The following is a 17,855-nucleotide window of genomic DNA, read 5'->3' on the forward strand; positions in this document are numbered from 1 at the left end:
ACCCTCACCCAGGGCGCGCCGCGGGGGGCCGGGCGGGTCTTGTCTCTATTGGGGGCGGTCAGGACTGGGCGTTTCCGGCCTCCACAGGTTCGGGCTGCTGCTTTTTGCGGCGGCCCTTTTTGGTGCCGTCCAGGTTCTCCCGCCGGATCAGCAGATAGAAGGCGGGCATCAGGAACATGGCCAGGAGGGTGGAGGCGATAAGGCCGCCCACCATGACGTAGGCCATGTCCTTCATCATGCTCATGCCGCTGTCATTGGAAAAAATCATAGGCACCATGGAGATGATGGTGGTCAGGGTGGTCATCAGGATCGGGCGCAGGCGGGTGGTGCCCGCCTCCACCAGTGCATCCCCTAGAGGCATGGTCTGCCGCAGCTGGTTGGTGCCGTCCACCAGATAGATGCCGTTGTTCACCGCGATGCCCACCAGCATCAGGAAGCCCATCAGGCCCACGATGCTCATGGGCCGCCCGTTGAGGAACACCAGGCCGATGGAGCCAATAAGGCTCAGCGGAATACACATCATCACCATGATGGACAGCCGGGGGGAGTCGAACTGGATGGCCATGACCAGGAACACCAGGAAGATGCCCGCGGCGATGGCGGTCGCCATGCTCTCCAGGCCCTCTGCAGTGCTCTCATCCATCATGCCCACGCCGAAGGACACCCCCTGGGGCAGGTCGAGCTGGGCCGTCCGGGCGTCGATCTCTTTTGGGGCGCTGTACTTGGCGGAATCGGTGGTGGTGGCCGTAAGGGTGACGCTGTACTGCCCCTCCTGCCGGGTGATGGTGGGCAGAGTAGTGATGTACTCTACGGTGGAGATGTCCCGCAGGGCCACCTGCTGGCCAGTCTGGGTGGTGATGGGGTAGTCCAGCAGGGCGGAGATATCGTCGTACTTGCCCTCGGGGTACTCCAGGACCACATCATACTCCGTGTCGCCGTAGTCCACCGATGTGGCATTCATGCCCTCCAGCAAATAGTAGATCTGCATGGCCACCGCTGACTCAGAGGTGCCCAGGGCCATGGCCTTCTGGGAATTGATGACGATGCGGCCCTTGGACTGGCTGGAGCGGAAGGGGTTCTCGATGCGGATAACGCCGGGGACCTGTGTCATGGCCTCCTCCACCTGCTCCGCTGCGGTCTGAAGGGTATCCAGGTCGCTGCCCAGCAGGACCACATCCTTGCTGTTGCTGCTCATCAGGGCGCTCATGTCCATGGCGCCGCTGGGGGAGACAGACACATCCATATCCGGCACGCTGCCGAAGCGGGCGGTGTACTCCTCCACCGCCGCCTCGCTGGAGCGGTCACAGTTATCTACGGAGTAGGCGGTGAAGGAGGCGGTATTCCCGGACAGGTCCAGGGTCACGCTCTCGAAGTTCTCGTCGGAGAGGAGGGCGTCCTCCAGGGTCTGAATGCGCTGGTTCATCACCTCCACCTTGGTGCCCGAGCGGAAAGCTACGTCCACAGTGATGCTGCCGTCATAGTTGCTGGCCATCATCACAAATTCCATCTGGGTCATCAGCAGGATGGCGGCCAGGAAGCAGGCGCCGCCCACCAGCACCACCCGCCCGGGGTGGCGCAGCAGCCGGGGCAGGGTCCGGCGGTAGAAGCCCTTGAACCGGCCCAGGATGCGGTTGGTAATAAGCTGATCCTTGGTCCGGGGCTTGAGCCAGAGGAAGGCCAGTGGGACCACCACCACAGCGCACAGGAAGGAGCACAGCAGGGTCAGCAGGATGGTCCAGCTCAGGGGGCCGGTCATCATGCCCACCAGGCCGTCGGCCATGGCCATGGGGATGTACACCACCACGGTGGTGAGGGTGCCCGCCAGGATGGACATGAGCATGGTGGCCGTGCCGGTGGCGGCAGCCTCCCGGAAATCCATTCCCTCTTCCTTGCAGCGCATGCAGCTCTCCAGCACCACAATGGAGTTATCCACGATCATGCCGATGGCGATGATGAGGGCCGAGCCGGTCATCAGGTCGATGTTGAAGCCGGCAAAGTTCAGCAGGATCACTGCCAGCAGGATGGACAGAGGCATGCTGATGCCCACGATCAGGCTGGCCCGCAGGTCGCCGAAGAAGACGAACAGCACGATCATGGTTAGGATGACGCCGGTGATGAGGGTATTGAGCACCTCGCCCAGGGTCTCCAGGATACTGTCGCCCTCGCTGTAAATGGTCTCAAAGCCCACACCGTCCACGCTGTACTGGTCCAGCACGTCCTGGACCGCATTGCACACCTCCATAGTGGCGGCGGAATCCTGCTTGGTGACAGTGAGCATGACGCTCTCCTGGCCGTTGTAGCGGCTGACGGTGTCCGCATCCTCCTTATACAGGTTGAAGAAGGTACAGATATCCTCCAGCATTACCGTGTGGCCGGAAGGGGTCTGGATGGGCAGATCCCGGAAGTTGGGGTTGACCTCCACGTTGCCGTACACGCCCAGGGCGATGTCCTGGGAGCCCAGGGACACGCTGCCCACCGGCATGTCGAAGTCGGCCGCCGCGATGGCAGAGCCCACGGTGGAAATGGACAGTCCATACTGCCGCATGGCCGCCTCGTCCAGCACGATGCGCAGGTACTCATCCCGGGCGCCGGACAGCTCTACCCGGGCCACGCCGCCGATATTCTCCAGGGCGGGGACCACCTCGTTGTCCAGATAGTCCGCCACGTCGATGCCCGCGGGGGCAGTGGCGGAGATCATCATGGTTCCCAGGGCGTCGGCGCTGATCTCCATGATGATGGGGTCGCCGCACTCGTCAGGGAGGGAGGGCATCAGGTTATCGATGGCGCTCTTCAGATCAGAGTAGGCGTCGTCCATGTCCGTGCCGTATTGATAGGTCAGCTGGAGCATGGTGTAGTTTTCCGAGGAGTAGGAGTTGATGGAGTCCAGATCGGACAGGGACTCACACTCGTCCTCCATTGGCTGGGTTAGCAGCCGGTCCACGCTGTCCGCATCTGCCCCCGGCCAGGTGATCATCACCAGCTCCATGGGCATCTCCATGTCCGGCATATACTCCAGGGGCATCCCGGTGAGGGAAGCGGAGCCGAACACCACCACGCCCAGGATGAGGGTGATGATAGACATGGGGCGCCGCAGGACTAATTGAATGAACTTCATGCCGCGTTATCCCTCCGCCTCTGGGCCGGATGCCGCCGGATCGGCCTGGGCGCTCTCGCTGTCCTCCGCCTGGGCGGCGGTCTGCACGGAGACCCCGTCCCGCAGGCTGGAGGACCAAGTGGTGATGACCTCGTCCCCCAGGGTCAAGCCGCTGGTTACGGCGATGGTGTCAGCGGTGTACAGGCCGATGGTCACGTCGGAGCGCACCGCTTTGCCGTCCTGGACCACATACACATAGGAGACGCCGCTTTCAAAAAACATAGCGTCGCTGGGGATGAGCACTGCCCCGGTGACCTGGTGGGCGGTGGTGGTCAGCTCCACCGCCAGCCCGTCGGGCAGGTCCTGGGCTCCGTCGATAATAGCCTTTACCCTGAACTGGCCCACTTGGGCGTCCACCACGCCGCCGATCTCGGTGACCGCCCCCTCATAGGACTGGCCGTTATAGGTGACGGTGACCGCCTGGCCAGGAGTAAGGGTCTGGCGCACAGAGTCGGTGACATAGAAGGTGACCGTTTTGTTGTTCCCATTGGAGATGACGAAGGCCACCTGACCGGAAGCGGCGAAGTTGTTCTGGGTGACGTTCACCGCCTCCACCACGCCGTTGATGGGGGCGGTGAGGTTGTAGAGGGAGAGCTGGTACTGGGCGGAATCCACCCCCACCTGGGCGGACTGGATGCCCGCCCGGGCAGAGTTCAGGGATGCCTGGGCCGCCTCCAGGCCAGCCTGGGCAGACAGGAGGGTCTGGTGGGCCTGGTCCACTTCCACCTGGGAGGCAGCGCCGATCTCCAGCAGGGCCAGAGTGTCGTCATAGTTGTCCTGGGCCAGGCGCAGCTGCTCCTGCAGCAGGGGCAGGTCCGTGCCGCCGTAGTTGGACACCGCGCTGTTATAGCTCTCCTGGGCACTGTTGGCCGCGGCCTGGGCATTTTGCAGGCTCAGGCGGGCGCTCTCGTCATCAAAGCGGCACAGCAGGTCCCCGGCAGAGACGGTGTCCCCTACGGCAACGGCCACTTGCTCCACATTGCCGGAGATCATGGATACCACGCTGGCAGTACCCTCTGCGGAGATGGTGCCGATGTATGTGCTCTGGGTGCTCAGGTCCCCGGCCCGGACGGCGGTGGTCTCCACCGTTACGGTGGGGTCCAGCAGGGGCTCCTCCACCGGCGCCTGGCAGCCAGCCAAGGCGAGGGTCAGGGCACCGCACAATAAAACGGAAAGTTTGCGATCCATGGAGTCGTGTTCCATCCTTTCTTCCCTTCAAACTGCGGGCAGCCGGCAGGGGCCGCCCTGAGTGTCTCTGTTTATGCTCCCTGGGCCGGGAGCAGGCCGTACTCCACCGCCCAGCGATAGCTGTTGCAGGCGGAGAACAGGTCCCTCCAGGCGCTGTCCAGGGCAGATTGGGCAGATGCCACTTCGTCCTGGGCATCCAGCACCGCGGAGCAGGTGGTCAGCCCCAGGTCATAGCGGGTCTGAACGGTGTCCAGCTGGGACTGCTGCCAAACCAGAGCGGACTGGGCACTGGCATACAGCTGCTCATAGTTGGCCAGGGAGTCATACAGGCTTTTGAAGCTGGTCTCGAAGTTCTGGACTGTGGACTGGTAGGTGAGCTGAGCGGCGTTCCAGGTATGCTCCGCCTGCTGGAGCAGGTACTGCTTGCGGGAGGAGCGGTAGTCGGAGCGGGCGTCCTTCCAATCCTCTTCCGCATCCTCCAGCGCCTTCTGGGCACTGCGCAGGGTCCAGCTGGCCGCCTTGGCGGCCTCCAGGCCGGCCTCATAGTCGGGGACCTCCCACACTGTCTCCGACCGGGTAGGCAGAGCGCCCAGTTCCAGCTCTCCGGTGGGGGCCTCACCGATGAGATTCTGGAGCTGGACCTTCAGCTCCCGGATGGTGGCGTCCAGGCTGTTCAGCTGGCTGACGGTCTCCACCCGGGTCTGCTCCAGCTGAGCCACCGTCTGCTGGGACACCTGGCCCAGCGTCTGCCGCAGGCGCAGCTCCTCCAAGCTCCGGTCCAGGGCGGCCAGGCCCCGCTGTCCGTCGGCGGCCTGCTGCTCCAGGCCCAGAAGGGTGATGTACAGCGTCTCGCCCCCGGAGACCACCTGGTTCACCGTGTCCTCCAGCTGCCACACCACATCGGCGTTGTCCGCCTGCAGCTCTCCGTCCTTGATCGCGTCAAAGGTCTCCCGCAGAGCGTCATAGGTCTGGTCCAGGGCGTCAGCACCCATGCTGTTGCCCATCAGGACCATCATCCACTGCAGATCGGCGATGTCGTTGATCTGTCGGCGCAAATCATCATACATCAGGTCATAGTCGATGCCCTCGATGCCGCCGATGTTCTCCGCCAGGATCAGGGCGCTCAGGCTCCCCTCCCGGATGCGGCTGTCCAGGTTGGCCCAGGTCACTGTCCCCTCCGGGTCGGGCCGGGGATCCTGGGTCTCCTCCGGGTCAGCAGGGACCTGCTGGACTCCCCCATTCTGGGCCCCGGTCTCCCGTGCGTTGTCCTCCCCCGGCTCTGCGGCCAGGGTGGGAAGGCTCAGCGTACCGGCTAGAATCAATACAGCCAGCAGCAGAGAAATTCTTTGTCTCATGGTTGTGCCTCCATCGTCGCTGCGCGTTCGTGCAGATTTTCTAACGGCGGTAGCATAGCACGCTCAGGTAAACTCATTGTAAACTGGGCCGCCCGGGCGGCAGGAAGAAAACGCCGGAAATCCCCCTCTCTGCCCCACATTTTTTAGAAAAACCCACAAAGAGCGACAGGAAGTTTACGTCTAGTTTACCCGAAGGGGCTATGCTGGTCTTCCAAAGGCGGGCTCTCCCTTTGACGGACAGCCCCTGGGACGATATAATGTCTGTGACACCCTATATCCCATGGATGAGATACTAGGCTGTTGTTCTTTCGTTGATTTTTGTTGTGGAACTATCAAAAATAACTCCGGCGCGGGAGAACTGCCCAGAGGGGTCTTCCCAAACCAAGGCCGGGGAAGGGAGACGGCAATGGCGACCATTCTGCTGGTGGAAGACGATACCTCTATGCGCCTGCTCACCACCGCCAAGCTGAAGCACCGGTATGCCATCATCAGCGTCCAGGATGGGGTGGAGGCCCTGGACGTGCTGGAACGGCAGCCAGTGGACTTAACCATTGCTGATGTGATGATGCCTCGAATGGACGGCTATACGCTGGTAAAGACCCTGCGGGAGCGGGGGGACCAGATCCCGGTCCTCCTGCTCACCGCCAAACAGTCTTTCGAGGACAAGCGTGAGGGATTTTCCTCCGGCGTGGACGATTATATGACCAAGCCGGTGAACTACGAGGAGCTGATCTGGCGGCTGGATGCGTTGCTGCGCCGGGCGCACATCGCCAGCGAGCATCGGATCGTGGTGGGGCGGACAGTGCTGGACTCAGGGACATACACCGTCACCCGGGAGGGGGCGGCTATGGAGCTGCCCAAAAAGGAGTTCGAGCTGCTCTATAAGCTTCTGTCTTATCCGGGACAGATCTTCACCCGAAACCAGCTGCTGGACGGGGTCTGGGGCTATGACTCGGAGAGTGGGGAGGATACCGTGAAGACCCACATCAGCCGCCTGCGCAACAAGCTGCGGGACATTCCCGAGTTTCGCATCGTCACTATCAAGGGCCTGGGATATAAGGCGGAGATCACAAAGGAGGAGCAGCCATGAAAAAGCGACGTCCGTGGCGGAACCGCACGCTGGCCTTCTGGCTGTCCATCGAGTCCGTTGTGGTCACACTGGTGACAGTGGCCCCCTTTGCGATGCTCCACATTCTGGACCGGTTCCACTGGCTCTGGGCATCCACGGTCTCGGTGCTCGGAATTCTCGCGGTGATGGGGCTGGTGGTGGGGATCACCGCCACGCTGTTCAGCCGCCAATTCAACCGAATGGTGTCCGGCCTGACCCGGGGCTTAAAGGCAGTGGCAGACGGGGATTTTTCCCAGTATCTGGAGCCAGAGGAGGGCGGCCCCCTCCAGCCTGCCTATGAGGATTTCAACAAGATGTCCAAAGAGCTGCAGAGCATCCAGACCCTGCGCTCCGACTTCATCAACCACTTCTCCCACGAATTCAAGACCCCTATCACCGCTATCAAAGGCTTTGCGGAGCTCCTGCGGGAGCCGGACACCACCCCGGAGGAGCGTGAACAGTATCTCCAGATCATTCTGGATGAGTCCTCCCACCTGGCCGACCTGGCCAACAGCACCCTGCTCCTCACCCGGCTGGAGTCCCAGCAGTTTATTGCTGAGAAGCGCCCCTACCCCCTGGACGAACAGATCAAGCGGTGCGCCATCCTCCTCTCCCCCTCCTGGGAGAAAAAGCAGATCTCCTTTACCGCCAGCCTGGAGCCGGCGGAGTTCGTAGGCAACGAGGAGCTGATGCGCCATGTGTGGATCAACCTGCTCGATAACGCCGTAAAATACACCCCGGAAGGGGGCGAGATCACTGTGACACTCCAGGTCCGCCCGGAGGAGCTGGAGATCTCGGTCGCTGATACGGGCATCGGCATGCCGGAGGAGGTCCGCTCCCATGTCTTTGATAAATACTACCAAGGCAGCCGCTCCAGCGGCAGCGGGAGAGGCCTGGGGCTGGGGCTGTCTATTGTTTACCGGATCTTGGAGCTGTGCGGCGGCCAGGTCCGGGTGGATAGCGTGGTGGATCAGGGCAGCACCTTCACCGTCCGCCTCCCCTGTCCCCCAGCACTATAAGATTCTAGATGCCGTCCTCTTTTTCTCAAAAAATAAAAGACCCACACAGTTAAACTGTGTGGGTCTTTCTCTTTGGTGGACTTTGACCCCTCAAATCCGAACCCCTTCTCGCTGGAAGGGTCTATGCGGAAAGTCTTACTCTTGCAAGAGGTCAAGTTGTATGCTGTCGTAATGCGGAAACCGTCAGGTTCGTCCCATACAGTAACGGAGTTCACCATAAGGTCAATGATAATGCGCCGGTATCTCTCGTCTTCTATACGGCCTCCCTTAAACTCGGTCAGCCAGTAGACAATCTGGCTCCGCTCAATTTTACAGACATATTTCTCTTCTTCGGCCAAAAGTCGGAGAAGATTTTTCTTTTCTTTCTCCAACTCTACAAGCCGGTTCATAAGAGCGTCAGAGGCGATACCTTTTTCAATGGCATTTGTAATATTGGTAATACCGCTCTCTGTTTCCTTCATCCGCTCTGTAAGTTCAGGAATACGGGTATTTTCTCGCAAGTCCTTTTCAGTTTGAGAGATCGCCATATCTGCCAGCTCTTGAATTGTATCATCGGTCAGTAACTCCATAGCGTCTTGCGCTACGATATACTCTATCCATTCTTTCTTCAAGGGCTTCTTTTCACAAGCGTGTTTCCGCTTCCTGGTATAACAGGTGTAGTAATTGTGGACAGCTCCGGTTCTGCTGGTTCCGCTTTCCCCATTCATAGAGCCTCCACAATGGCCGCAGAAGAGCTTTCCGGCCAAGAGGTAATCCACCTTGGCTTTGCCCCTTGCCGGGGCTTCTGCGTTCTTAGAGAGCCTACGGCTCACCGTTTCAAACAGTTCCTTGTCAATGATGGCCGGAACGCCTCCTTCCATCTCAATATCTTTGTAGGTATAGACCCCGATATATCGTTTATTACGGAACATGGACTTGAAACTATTCCGGTTAAACTCTACTCCCTTGGCTGTGCGATAGCCTTTTGCGTTAAACATACGGCAAATATCGGCCACGGTTTCCCCATTGGCATAAAGTTCAAAAGCCTCTTGGACGATATGAGCGGTAGCCGGATTGATAACCAACTTGTGATCTTCAATCTTATAGCCGAGGGGGATATGGCCTCCGATACTATGACACTTCAAGGCGGACTCCCTCATGCCTCTGGTGATCTTCTGCGAGAGGTCGGCGGAGTAAAATTCGGCCATACCCTCCAACACAGCTTCAAGGATAATGCCCTCCGGTTTCTCAGAAATGTTCTCAGTAGCAGAGATGACCTTTACGCCGTTCTTTCTGAGGCGGAATTTGAAAAGTGCGCTATCTGTTCGGTTCCGAGCAAAGCGGTCAAGTTTCCAAACAACCACATACTCCCATGGCTTTTTCTCGCTGTCCCGTATCATCTCTTGGAAGTGAACCCGTTTCTCCACATCTTTCCGGGCGGTGGTGGCCCGGTCTACATAGATAGCGGTAATACGGTAGCCATTAAGTTTGCAGAAGGTTCGGCAATCACGGAGCTGCCCTTCAATGGACTGTTCCCGTTGCCGCTCAGAGCTGAACCGAAGGTACAACGATACATCGGTGTCCCCTTCAAAAAGTGTGGACGGGTCTTGTCTGAATTGGTCTATTTCCTCTTCGGTTAGCATGGAGAGGTCAATAGGAAATTTCATGGTTTTCATAGCGTCTTTCTCCATTCAGACAGGTCGATGACTTTAGCCAATAACAGAGCCTTGCGGCGGATTTGTTTTTTCTCTTTGCGTCCTATCATGTTCATTCATGGCGCATTGAATAATACGCAATTTACCCTCTGCGTCACAAAAAGAAAAGTATCTGAGTAGCCGTTCTTCTAACTCTGACGCGCCGGAAATACTGACCTTTCCTAAAAGATGATCGACTGAAATATCAAGAAATTCTGCAATTTTAGTAAGCCGTTTCAGATAAGAATTACTTGATTTGTTTTTCCAGTTTGTGAACATCTGAGAACTAAAACCAAGATATTCACATAAATCCTTTTGTTCAATTTTCTTGTAATTTAGACAGGCAACAATGTTATCGAGAATAGCTTGCTCTTCGGGAGTACGATTTACCGTTTTCATTGTGCGGGCACCTCCTGAAAATAAATCAACAGAAATTGTTGATACCCTATTGACAACAACGATAATCGTTGATATACTCATATCAACAACGAAAGTTATAAAACAGGCAACAACAATCCGAGGGGTCAAATCCCTTTCTTTGAAAGAAATTCGGCTCCTGTGTCAATGTGAAATCTCTAATGCTTATTGTTCTGTGACAAGTCCAGTATAGCATAAGCGATTTTAGTTGACAAGGATTATTTATAACTTTAGTTGTAAATCGAAGAAAGGAGGTCGCATGATGGTGGGAAACCCTACACCCCGTCCGTATTGGACACCCGATGCACCTGTTGTCCGGCTGACGGAGCAGGAGCGTACGAGCTACCGTGAGCAGATCAGGGAGCTTGTGGCCGGTGCAAGTCTGACCTTTACTTGGCTTATCCGGCAGCTCTCCGATGAAGGACTGATGACTGACAAGTACGAAATGTCCGCAACGCTCTCTGGTGTTCGCACCGGGGACAAAGCAGACGAAATCCTTCGCCGCTCCCTTGATATTCTACATCGGTATCAGATGCAGATGGGGTCATGCGGGGAGCCGTGAGTGCCTTTGTACCGGAAGTTCAAGCCCAGGCTAAAGCCGCAAGCCTGTTGTTGCTTCAAATTGTGCGGGAATATTTCACTGACCCCGTACACAGGGCCGAGTTTGAGGACTGGTACAGAAAGAAGACCGGAGAAGAGTATGTGTGGAAGAAGGTTATAGATGAATGAAACGGATATTTGGAACCCTGGCATTTCTCTCCTTTTTCTGGCTCCTTGGAACGGTTGCCGCTGTTGAGCAAGACATGATGGCTCTTGGCACCGGAACGCTTCACATGGCCTTTGCCTTATTCCTCTTCTATGTCTTTTGTAAACTGGCCGGAGCGTTTTATCCTACGCAGAAAAGGAAAAGCCGCAGACGGGAGTGCAGTCCCATCCACGGCAAGCGTAAAAGCTCAATCTGATTATACCAGACATTTTGAAAATTGAAAAGGAGATTTTCACATGGATAAGAATGTATTTTCTCAGCTTGCGGCTGAGTTTGACCGCTTGGAGCGGACGATCACCTACCAAAAGGAAGTCATTTCCACCATGCAGAAGACCCCTACTTGCCCCTGTTGCAAGGTTCCCGCAGATGGCCGGATTTACACCCTTCCCGAACTCCCGAAGATGAAGCTGGACGATTGCTCTTGGGCTGAAATCGCTATGTATGCTCAGTCTGGCATGGCTGATAAGGTGTTTGCTCAGGGCGATACCAAAAAATTCACCCTGTCTAATGGCACAGTTATGACGGCCCGTATCATCGACTTCAATCACGATACGGATAAAGAGAACAATATCCTGCCTATCACCTTTGAAACGGTGGAAACCCTCAATAACGATTTTCAGATGAACCCTGAGTACACCAACAAGGGCGGCTGGCAAAATTCCCAGCTTCGCAAGGTTCTGAACAATTCCGTCATCGAAATGCTTCCTGCTGATCTTCGGAAGGTCATCAAGCCCTGTTTGAAGAAGACGAGTTTGGGCGGAAACAGCGAGAAGTACGGCCTGACTTCTGACCCTCTGTTTGTTCTGTCCGAGCAGGAAATTTTTGGCCGAAAGATTTATTCCCACGGTGACGAGGGGCATTGGTATGGCTGGTATCGCCAGGAGAACACCGAGTACGGAAAGTGCAAGCAGAACGGTGAACGGGATTGGCGGTGGGAGCGTTCGCCTCGTAGCGGCGGCACCGACGGTTTTTGCAATGTGAGCAGTTCGGGATACGCCGGCAATGACAACGCCCACTACTCTTATGGCGTGTCCTTCGGCTTCTGCGTTTAATCCAATATCTGCGAAATCCCGCCCCGTAAGGGGCGGAGAAAGGAGAGTCATGAACTATATTGTGAAAATTTCATGGTATAGCGGAGGCTGCGAGTTACTTGCCGATGAATTTTTCCCAACCACGATAGAGAAAACCAGAAAGCTCTTCAAACTCTTGGTTGCTGACCCTGGCTGGGATGACGGAAAAGTAAGAGAGCTTTTGGATTATTTCAAGGAGCGTAAAGTCCGGGAAGTCAAAAAGGCGGAAGAGGCCCGAAGCATGGCTCAGGGACTTATGCGGGAGGCAGAGGTCATTAAGGCAAGATGTTCTCGTAACTCCGAAGAATACCAGGAATATATGCGGCTCCGTGATAAGGCTTTAGACTTGGGCCGAAGTTCTACTACTCACTTGAACGCCGCTCGTTATTGCGTTAAGGCATACGCACTATTGAGAGATATGTGGGGAGGGAATGTGGTTTGACAAACATGAACCGTAAGACCGGAACCTCTTTTGAGCGGCAGCTTTGTACCAACCTCGCAGGGCATGGCTTTTGGGCGCACCAGATGGCGCAAAACAGCCAAGGACAGCCATTTGATGTGATTGCCGCTAAGAATGGCCGCACCTATCCCATTGACTGTAAGGTATGTGAGAAAGACATTTTCCGGCTGGAACGAGTGGAAGAAAATCAGTATTCCGCAATGATACTCTGGCGGCAGACGGGAAACGGTGAAGGTTGGTTCGCTCTCAGAATGACCAACGGAGAGGTATGGTTTATCTCTCTCGAAGCCATGGAGAGAGCTATGCTTACCCGGAGATCGTTGTACTGGTCAGAAATTAAGCAGTTCGGAATTACACTGGAAGAGTGGGTGTCGAAATGCGGATGACCGTTTCTAATCAGCTCAGGATTGAGAACCCCACCGCTGACCTGTTGGAGTGGTGCAAGAAAAATCTGGTGTTGGCAAATCCCGATTATACCAAAAAGGCCCGTATGAACCTGTGGCTTGGTAATACACCGCAGAAGTTGTACCTCATGCAATGGGATGGCGACACGCTGGTGCTTCCCTACGGTTGTTTCAATGATGTTCTTCGGCTGGCTCCATTCACCGATGTGTCCATGACCTTTGCTCCGCAGTCCAAGGTTGACTTCCAATGCAATATTCCCCTTTACGATTATCAGGAGAAAGCAAAAGACGCTCTGGTAGAAAGTGGTCGTGGGATTTTGCAGAGTGCGGCTGGCTCCGGCAAAACGCAGATTGGGATTGCGCTGGCTTGCGAGATTGGAGAAAAGACACTCTGGCTCACCCATACAAGGGACTTGCTTTTGCAGAGCAAGAGCCGAGCGGAGCAGTATATGAGTTCGGCCCTGACCGGAACAATCACAGAAGGAAGAGTCCAGATTGGTAAGGGTATCACCTTTGCAACGGTACAGACCATGTGCAATCTTGATCTAAACCGATACAGGGACACTTGGGGCTGTGTCATTGTGGACGAGTGCCACCGGGTAGCCGGTACACCTACCGCAGTCACACAATTTTCCAAGGTACTAAGCTCACTGGCCGCTCGGCATAAGTACGGCCTCTCTGCCACGGTTCATCGGGCAGACGGCATGATTGCTGCTACTTATGCTCTTTTGGGAAAAATCGCTTATCAGGTGCCAGACGAGGCGGTAGCCGATAAAATCATGACCGTCAGTGTCCTTCCCCGGCCTACTCAAATTGGTCTAAGTAAAGAGTTCCTTGATACGGACGGCACGATCATCTATGCCAAGTTGATAAATTATCTGGCTGAGGACTTCCGTAGAAACGGTCAGATTGTTGGTGATCTCATGCTGAACGCCGAGCATTACAACCTTGTTTTGTCTGACCGGTTGGCCCACCTGGAATATTTGATGGCCCATCTCCCGAAGCATTTGAGAGATCAAGCGGTAATGGTAGACGGGAAAATGACTTCCAAAAAGGGCAAGGCGAAACGGGAACAGGCCATAGAGGACATGAGAGCTGGGAAGAAGCACTATTTGTTCGCAACCTATGCCCTGGCAAAAGAGGGGTTGGATATTCCCAGGCTTGACCGGTTGTACCTCACCACTCCGCAAAAGGATTACGCCATTATTACACAGAGCGTAGGTCGTATTGCCAGAACCTTTGAGGGCAAGGGAGAACCGATTGCCTATGATTATGTGGATAACGGTATTCAATACCTTGTCCGCAGTTATAAAAAACGATGCACTTCGTACCGCAAATGCGGCTGCAAAATTTTAGAATGAGGGGGGGGGCAAATGAAAACCCGTGAGTGTGATGTGGGTGGAGCAGTCAGGCTCCCGAAACAGTTTTATGAACGGCCTCTCACACTTGAAGAAAGCCGGTTTGCTTCGGAACACATTAGTATTGTGTACCGCTATTTAAGACAACAGGGCTTAAACTCTGATGAATGGTTTGATGTGGTTATCTTCCGGTATCTGTTAAGTGTGAAGCGATATTTTGCACTTCCTGAGTTGCAGAAATTGAAGTTTATCACGGTAGCCTGTTCCGCAATGCGCTCTGCCGTAGGACATGAGAGGCGAAAACAAGCCTCTGAGCCAGTTACGGTCAGTCTGTTTGATGTTATACCGGGTACAGAAGACCTCTGTTATATCGACACGATAGCTGCCCCGGAAACCAATTAAGAAGAGGGTGAATAGATTGAAAATTACCTACAATGTTCAGGCTCCCGACAGAAGGGGATTTGCCAAGAGCGAAGAAGTCAAGGCCATTGAAGATTTTCTAACCAGCGGTAACGCAAAGAATATGTGCTTTGAGTATGACACCAAGGAAGAGGCGAAGAACAAACTGGCAACCATTTCGGGTCATAAGCGCAAGTACAATGAGCAGCACCCGAAGGGGTATGATGCTTACCGAGTTGATAAGTGTATCTATATCATCCGGGGAGCCAAGGTAAAATGAAAGTCCTTGTAGCCTGTGAAGAGAGTCAAGCGGTATGTATCGCCTTTCGGAAATTAGGGCATGAAGCCTATTCTTGCGATACACAAGAGTGTTCTGGTGGGCACCCGGAATGGCACATCAAAGGAGATGTTCTTCCTCTTATCAATGGCAATAAGCCGTTTATTACGATGGACGGTGATCTTCACGCCATTGTTGGAACATGGGATTTGCTGATTGCTTTTCCTCCATGCACCTACCTGACCAATGCAGGTTCTGTCCGATTGCGAATAAAAGGGGAAATCAATAAAGAACGAATGGCGAAAGCCGTTGAAGCCAAAGCGTTTTTCATGAAGTTTCTGGAAGCAGATTGCCAGAAAATTTGTGTTGAGAACCCCACACCCGGAAAAATTCACCAGTTGCCGCAATATACCCAAGCGATACAGCCGTGGTGGTTCGGACACCCTTACACGAAGCGGACTTGCCTGTGGCTTAAAAACCTCCCCCCCCCTTACCCCTACCGATATTATTCGGGAAGGAGTTACCCCGTATGTTAATGGAGGTTGTAAAGACGCTCATGGGAATTACCGGAGATTTCAGGGGAGAAATGAGCGTGACCCAAAAACTCGTTCAAAAACATTTCCGGGTGTTGCACAAGCAATGGCCCAACAGTGGGGAGGCGATATGAGTGGATAATCTTTTTATCTTTGACTGTGAGGTGTTTGCCTTTGATTGGCTTTTCGTGTTCAAACACAAGGCCACCGGAGAGTACACCGTAATTCACAACGACAACGAAGCAGTCAAACAATTCATGGAACAGGAGCCACTTTTGGCCGGGTTCAATAACAAGCACTATGACCAATTCATTCTGAAAGCTGTTTTGGCAGACTATACGCCGGAAGAGGTGAAAGTGGTCAATGATTTCATTATCGTCCAGGGCCATGAGGGATGGGAATACCCTGATCTTCGAGAGAGCCGGATATACTTTGACCAATACGACCTCATGGACGATTGCCAGATGGGATTGTCCCTGAAAGCAATAGAAGCTCACCTGGGTATGGATATTCGGGAAACCACTGTGTCTTTCAATCTTGATAGACCATTGACTCCCGAAGAGCTGGAAGAGGTCATCTTCTACTGCAAGCATGATGTAGACGCAACCGATAAGCTGGATGACCTTCGACAAGGCTACCTGTCCAGCAAATTGACCCTGGGCAAAGAGAAAGGTATTTACCCGGCAAAGGCCCTCTATATGACCAATGCCAAGCTGACTGCTGCCTACCTTGACGCAGAGCCTAAACCTCATTATGACGAGCGGGAATATCAGTACCCGGCTACTCTGTTACGCCAGTACATTCCGCAGGAGGTATTTGCATTTTTTGACCGGCTGAAAGACATGACCATCCCTAATGAGGTGGTGTTCAAAGAGAAGTTGGAAATCATGGTTGGTGACTGCCCTTGCACGATTGCCTACGGAGGTATTCATGGGGCCATTCCCTGTTACCAGGAGGAAGCTACGAAAACCCGTTCCATTCGCAATAAAGATGTCGCCAGCTACTACCCTCACCAGATGATCTTAAACGGCTATTGCAGTCGGAATATTCCCTCTCCCGATGTGTATGCAGCTACCATTGAGCGGCGGGTCAAAGCAAAAAAGGCCGGTGACAAGGCTACGGCCAATGCTCTAAAGCTGGTGCTGAACACCACCTATGGAGCCATGTTGAACAAGTATAACGACCTCTATGACCCCCTCATGGGCCGCTCGGTCTGTATCTCAGGACAGTTACAGCTTCTTGAAATGGCTATCCATCTCATTCAGGATTGCCCTACGCTGAAAATCATTCAGCTTAACACCGATGGCATCATGGTCAGCCTTGATGACTCCGATGTTCCCAAGTATCAAGAGATTACCGGAGAATGGGAGCAACGCACCGGCTTTGAGTTGGAAGAAGACCTGATAAAGATGATCTGCCAGAAAGATGTAAACAATTATGTGGAAGTCCCGTTTGAGGGCGACCCCAAAATCAAAGGCGGGGTTCTGGTTCGAGGGATTGCACCAGCAGGAGCGTTCAATGTCAATAACAACGCCTGTGTAGTTGCCAGAGCGGTCAAAGACTGTTTGGCCTACGGAGTTCCTGTGGAGCAGACTATCATGGAGTGTAACAAGCTGCTGGACTTCCAACTGATCGCCAAGGCTGGGAGTAAGTATGGTGACGCTCTTCATGAGGTGGATGGAGAATTACAAGTGGTACAGAAAGTCAACCGGGTATATGCCACGGACAATCACCGTATGGGAACGCTCTACAAAATGCACCTCTCGACTGGAAACCCCGTGAAGATTGCCGGATTACCGTCAAGGTGCGTGGTAGACAATGACAATCATCTCTCTATTGAGGTGATTGACCGTGACTGGTATATCCGGCTGGCAAAACGGTATGTCCGGGATTTCCTTGGTATCAAGCCTCCTAAGCGGAATACCCGGAGAGTAAATAAGGTCAAACGAGAGCTGACGGCTTTGTTGGAGGGATAGTCTTGGAAAGAGAACCGAACACAGAGTATGTCCTTTCACTCTCCTATGGTAAGGACAGTTTAGCTTGCTTGGGAGCCATTGAAGAGCTTGGTTGGCCGCTTGACCGTATCATTCATGCGGAAGTGTGGGCAACGGATGATATTCCGGCTGATCTGCCGCCAATGGTTTCCTTCAAGGTTCATGCAGATAAAATCATTCGAGAGCGGTATGGGGTTGAAGTAGAACATCAATGTGCAGTTCGGAATGGTGAGAAGTTGACTTATGAAAAACTGTTCTACCATGTTCCTATCAGAAAAGAAACAACGATAAATCGTTTCGGTGAGGGGGGGTATCTCCGATTGCCGGGTTCCCACCTCGCCTCGCTCCATGGTGCAACAGCCGACTCAAACTCCGAAATCTGCAACGGGTTCCCGTTTACAATCAGCGCATGGTGCAAAAAGCTCAAAGACGGGTCTTATCCTCGGCTTCCCTATCATCAAGGGGAATTGGTGTACGAGCGATCTCAAACGCCGGGTTTTCTACTGGCCCCATTGCACAAGGGGCAAAAACAAATATTGTGCAGTACCTCGGAATAGCTGCGGATGAACCGGAACGCATTGAGCGTCACACTAAACCCGGCTTCAAAATGCCCCTGGTGGAAGTCGGGTGGGATGAAGCCTACTGCCGGAAGTGGTGTGAAGAGCGGGACTTGCTCTCTC

The 17,855-nt window shown here is 54.4% G+C and carries 20 protein-coding genes; 15 read left to right on the forward strand and 5 right to left on the reverse strand.

Features of this window, described 5'->3' with window-relative positions; all coding sequences use genetic code 11:
* Positions 1-58 precede the first annotated feature (58 nt).
* The 3 genes from NE584_RS08350 to NE584_RS08360 form a co-directional block, all read right to left on the reverse strand.
* Positions 59-3,115 carry an efflux RND transporter permease subunit gene (locus NE584_RS08350; RefSeq protein ID WP_256182597.1) on the reverse strand — a complete coding sequence of 1,019 codons (3,057 nt, stop codon included), beginning with the start codon at positions 3,113-3,115 and terminating at the stop codon, positions 59-61.
* A 6-nt stretch (positions 3,116-3,121) separates the two neighbouring features.
* Positions 3,122-4,342, reverse strand: a complete 1,221-nt coding sequence (locus NE584_RS08355) for an efflux RND transporter periplasmic adaptor subunit (protein ID WP_256182598.1) — start codon at positions 4,340-4,342, stop codon at positions 3,122-3,124.
* A gap of 71 nt (positions 4,343-4,413) precedes the next feature.
* Positions 4,414-5,697 carry a TolC family protein gene (locus NE584_RS08360; protein WP_256182599.1) on the reverse strand — a complete coding sequence of 428 codons (1,284 nt, stop codon included), beginning with the start codon at positions 5,695-5,697 and terminating at the stop codon, positions 4,414-4,416.
* Between the two features lie 406 nt (positions 5,698-6,103).
* Between NE584_RS08360 and NE584_RS08365 the strand changes: the two genes are divergently transcribed.
* Both NE584_RS08365 and NE584_RS08370 read left to right on the forward strand, forming a co-directional pair.
* Entirely contained in the window at positions 6,104-6,787 is a 684-nt protein-coding gene (locus NE584_RS08365) for a response regulator transcription factor (RefSeq protein WP_256182600.1), read from the forward strand.
* Positions 6,784-7,824, forward strand: coding sequence for a cell wall metabolism sensor histidine kinase WalK (locus NE584_RS08370; protein ID WP_256182601.1), 1,041 nt, complete (start codon positions 6,784-6,786; stop codon positions 7,822-7,824). Before NE584_RS08365 ends, NE584_RS08370 begins: the two co-directional genes overlap by 4 nt.
* Here NE584_RS08370 and NE584_RS08375 read toward each other — a convergent pair.
* Together NE584_RS08375 and NE584_RS08380 are read right to left on the reverse strand one after the other, a co-directional pair.
* Complete coding sequence (locus NE584_RS08375) at positions 7,776-9,479, reverse strand: recombinase family protein (protein ID WP_256182602.1); 1,704 nt, start codon at positions 9,477-9,479, stop codon at positions 7,776-7,778. The genes NE584_RS08370 and NE584_RS08375 overlap by 49 nt on opposite strands.
* A gap of 33 nt (positions 9,480-9,512) precedes the next feature.
* Complete coding sequence (locus tag NE584_RS08380; protein WP_256182603.1) at positions 9,513-9,896, reverse strand: helix-turn-helix domain-containing protein; 384 nt, start codon at positions 9,894-9,896, stop codon at positions 9,513-9,515.
* Between the two features lie 277 nt (positions 9,897-10,173).
* Between NE584_RS08380 and NE584_RS08385 the strand changes: the two genes are divergently transcribed.
* From NE584_RS08385 to NE584_RS08445, 13 genes are read left to right on the forward strand one after another with little or no spacing between them, the layout of a single operon-like run.
* Positions 10,174-10,476 (forward strand): hypothetical protein, encoded by a 303-nt coding sequence (locus NE584_RS08385; protein ID WP_256182604.1) that lies wholly within the window; start codon positions 10,174-10,176, stop codon positions 10,474-10,476.
* The gene (locus tag NE584_RS08390) at positions 10,473-10,643 is read left to right on the forward strand and encodes a hypothetical protein (RefSeq protein WP_256182605.1); all 171 of its coding nucleotides are present in this window, start codon (positions 10,473-10,475) and stop codon (positions 10,641-10,643) included. The genes NE584_RS08385 and NE584_RS08390 overlap by 4 nt, the downstream gene beginning before the upstream one ends.
* The gene (locus NE584_RS08395; RefSeq protein WP_256182606.1) at positions 10,640-10,876 is read left to right on the forward strand and encodes a hypothetical protein; all 237 of its coding nucleotides are present in this window, start codon (positions 10,640-10,642) and stop codon (positions 10,874-10,876) included. Before NE584_RS08390 ends, NE584_RS08395 begins: the two co-directional genes overlap by 4 nt.
* Positions 10,877-10,916: 40 nt before the next feature.
* On the forward strand, positions 10,917-11,732 hold the full coding sequence (locus NE584_RS08400; protein ID WP_256182607.1) for a DUF6273 domain-containing protein: 816 nt from the start codon (positions 10,917-10,919) through the stop codon (positions 11,730-11,732).
* A gap of 49 nt (positions 11,733-11,781) precedes the next feature.
* Positions 11,782-12,192 (forward strand): hypothetical protein, encoded by a 411-nt coding sequence (locus NE584_RS08405; protein WP_009259143.1) that lies wholly within the window; start codon positions 11,782-11,784, stop codon positions 12,190-12,192.
* A gap of 5 nt (positions 12,193-12,197) precedes the next feature.
* The gene (locus tag NE584_RS08410) at positions 12,198-12,596 is read left to right on the forward strand and encodes a hypothetical protein (RefSeq protein WP_226907593.1); all 399 of its coding nucleotides are present in this window, start codon (positions 12,198-12,200) and stop codon (positions 12,594-12,596) included.
* Entirely contained in the window at positions 12,587-13,975 is a 1,389-nt protein-coding gene (locus NE584_RS08415; protein WP_172697319.1) for a DEAD/DEAH box helicase, read from the forward strand. Before NE584_RS08410 ends, NE584_RS08415 begins: the two co-directional genes overlap by 10 nt.
* A gap of 12 nt (positions 13,976-13,987) precedes the next feature.
* The gene (locus NE584_RS08420) at positions 13,988-14,374 is read left to right on the forward strand and encodes a hypothetical protein (protein ID WP_009259140.1); all 387 of its coding nucleotides are present in this window, start codon (positions 13,988-13,990) and stop codon (positions 14,372-14,374) included.
* 16 nt (positions 14,375-14,390) lie between these two features.
* Entirely contained in the window at positions 14,391-14,651 is a 261-nt protein-coding gene (locus tag NE584_RS08425) for a hypothetical protein (protein ID WP_172697318.1), read from the forward strand.
* Complete coding sequence (locus NE584_RS08430; protein WP_226907559.1) at positions 14,648-15,184, forward strand: DNA cytosine methyltransferase; 537 nt, start codon at positions 14,648-14,650, stop codon at positions 15,182-15,184. Before NE584_RS08425 ends, NE584_RS08430 begins: the two co-directional genes overlap by 4 nt.
* Complete coding sequence (locus tag NE584_RS08435) at positions 15,178-15,315, forward strand: hypothetical protein (RefSeq protein ID WP_226907560.1); 138 nt, start codon at positions 15,178-15,180, stop codon at positions 15,313-15,315. Before NE584_RS08430 ends, NE584_RS08435 begins: the two co-directional genes overlap by 7 nt.
* Positions 15,316-17,157, forward strand: coding sequence for a DNA polymerase elongation subunit (family B) (locus NE584_RS08440; RefSeq protein ID WP_226907561.1), 1,842 nt, complete (start codon positions 15,316-15,318; stop codon positions 17,155-17,157).
* 2 nt (positions 17,158-17,159) lie between these two features.
* Positions 17,160-17,732 carry a hypothetical protein gene (locus NE584_RS08445; protein ID WP_256182608.1) on the forward strand — a complete coding sequence of 191 codons (573 nt, stop codon included), beginning with the start codon at positions 17,160-17,162 and terminating at the stop codon, positions 17,730-17,732.
* The last annotated feature ends 123 nt before the right edge of the window (positions 17,733-17,855 follow it).

The sequence above is a fragment of the Clostridium sp. DFI.5.61 genome (assembly GCF_024462915.1).
In the GTDB taxonomy this organism is placed as follows: Bacteria; Bacillota; Clostridia; order Oscillospirales; family Oscillospiraceae; genus Lawsonibacter; species Lawsonibacter asaccharolyticus.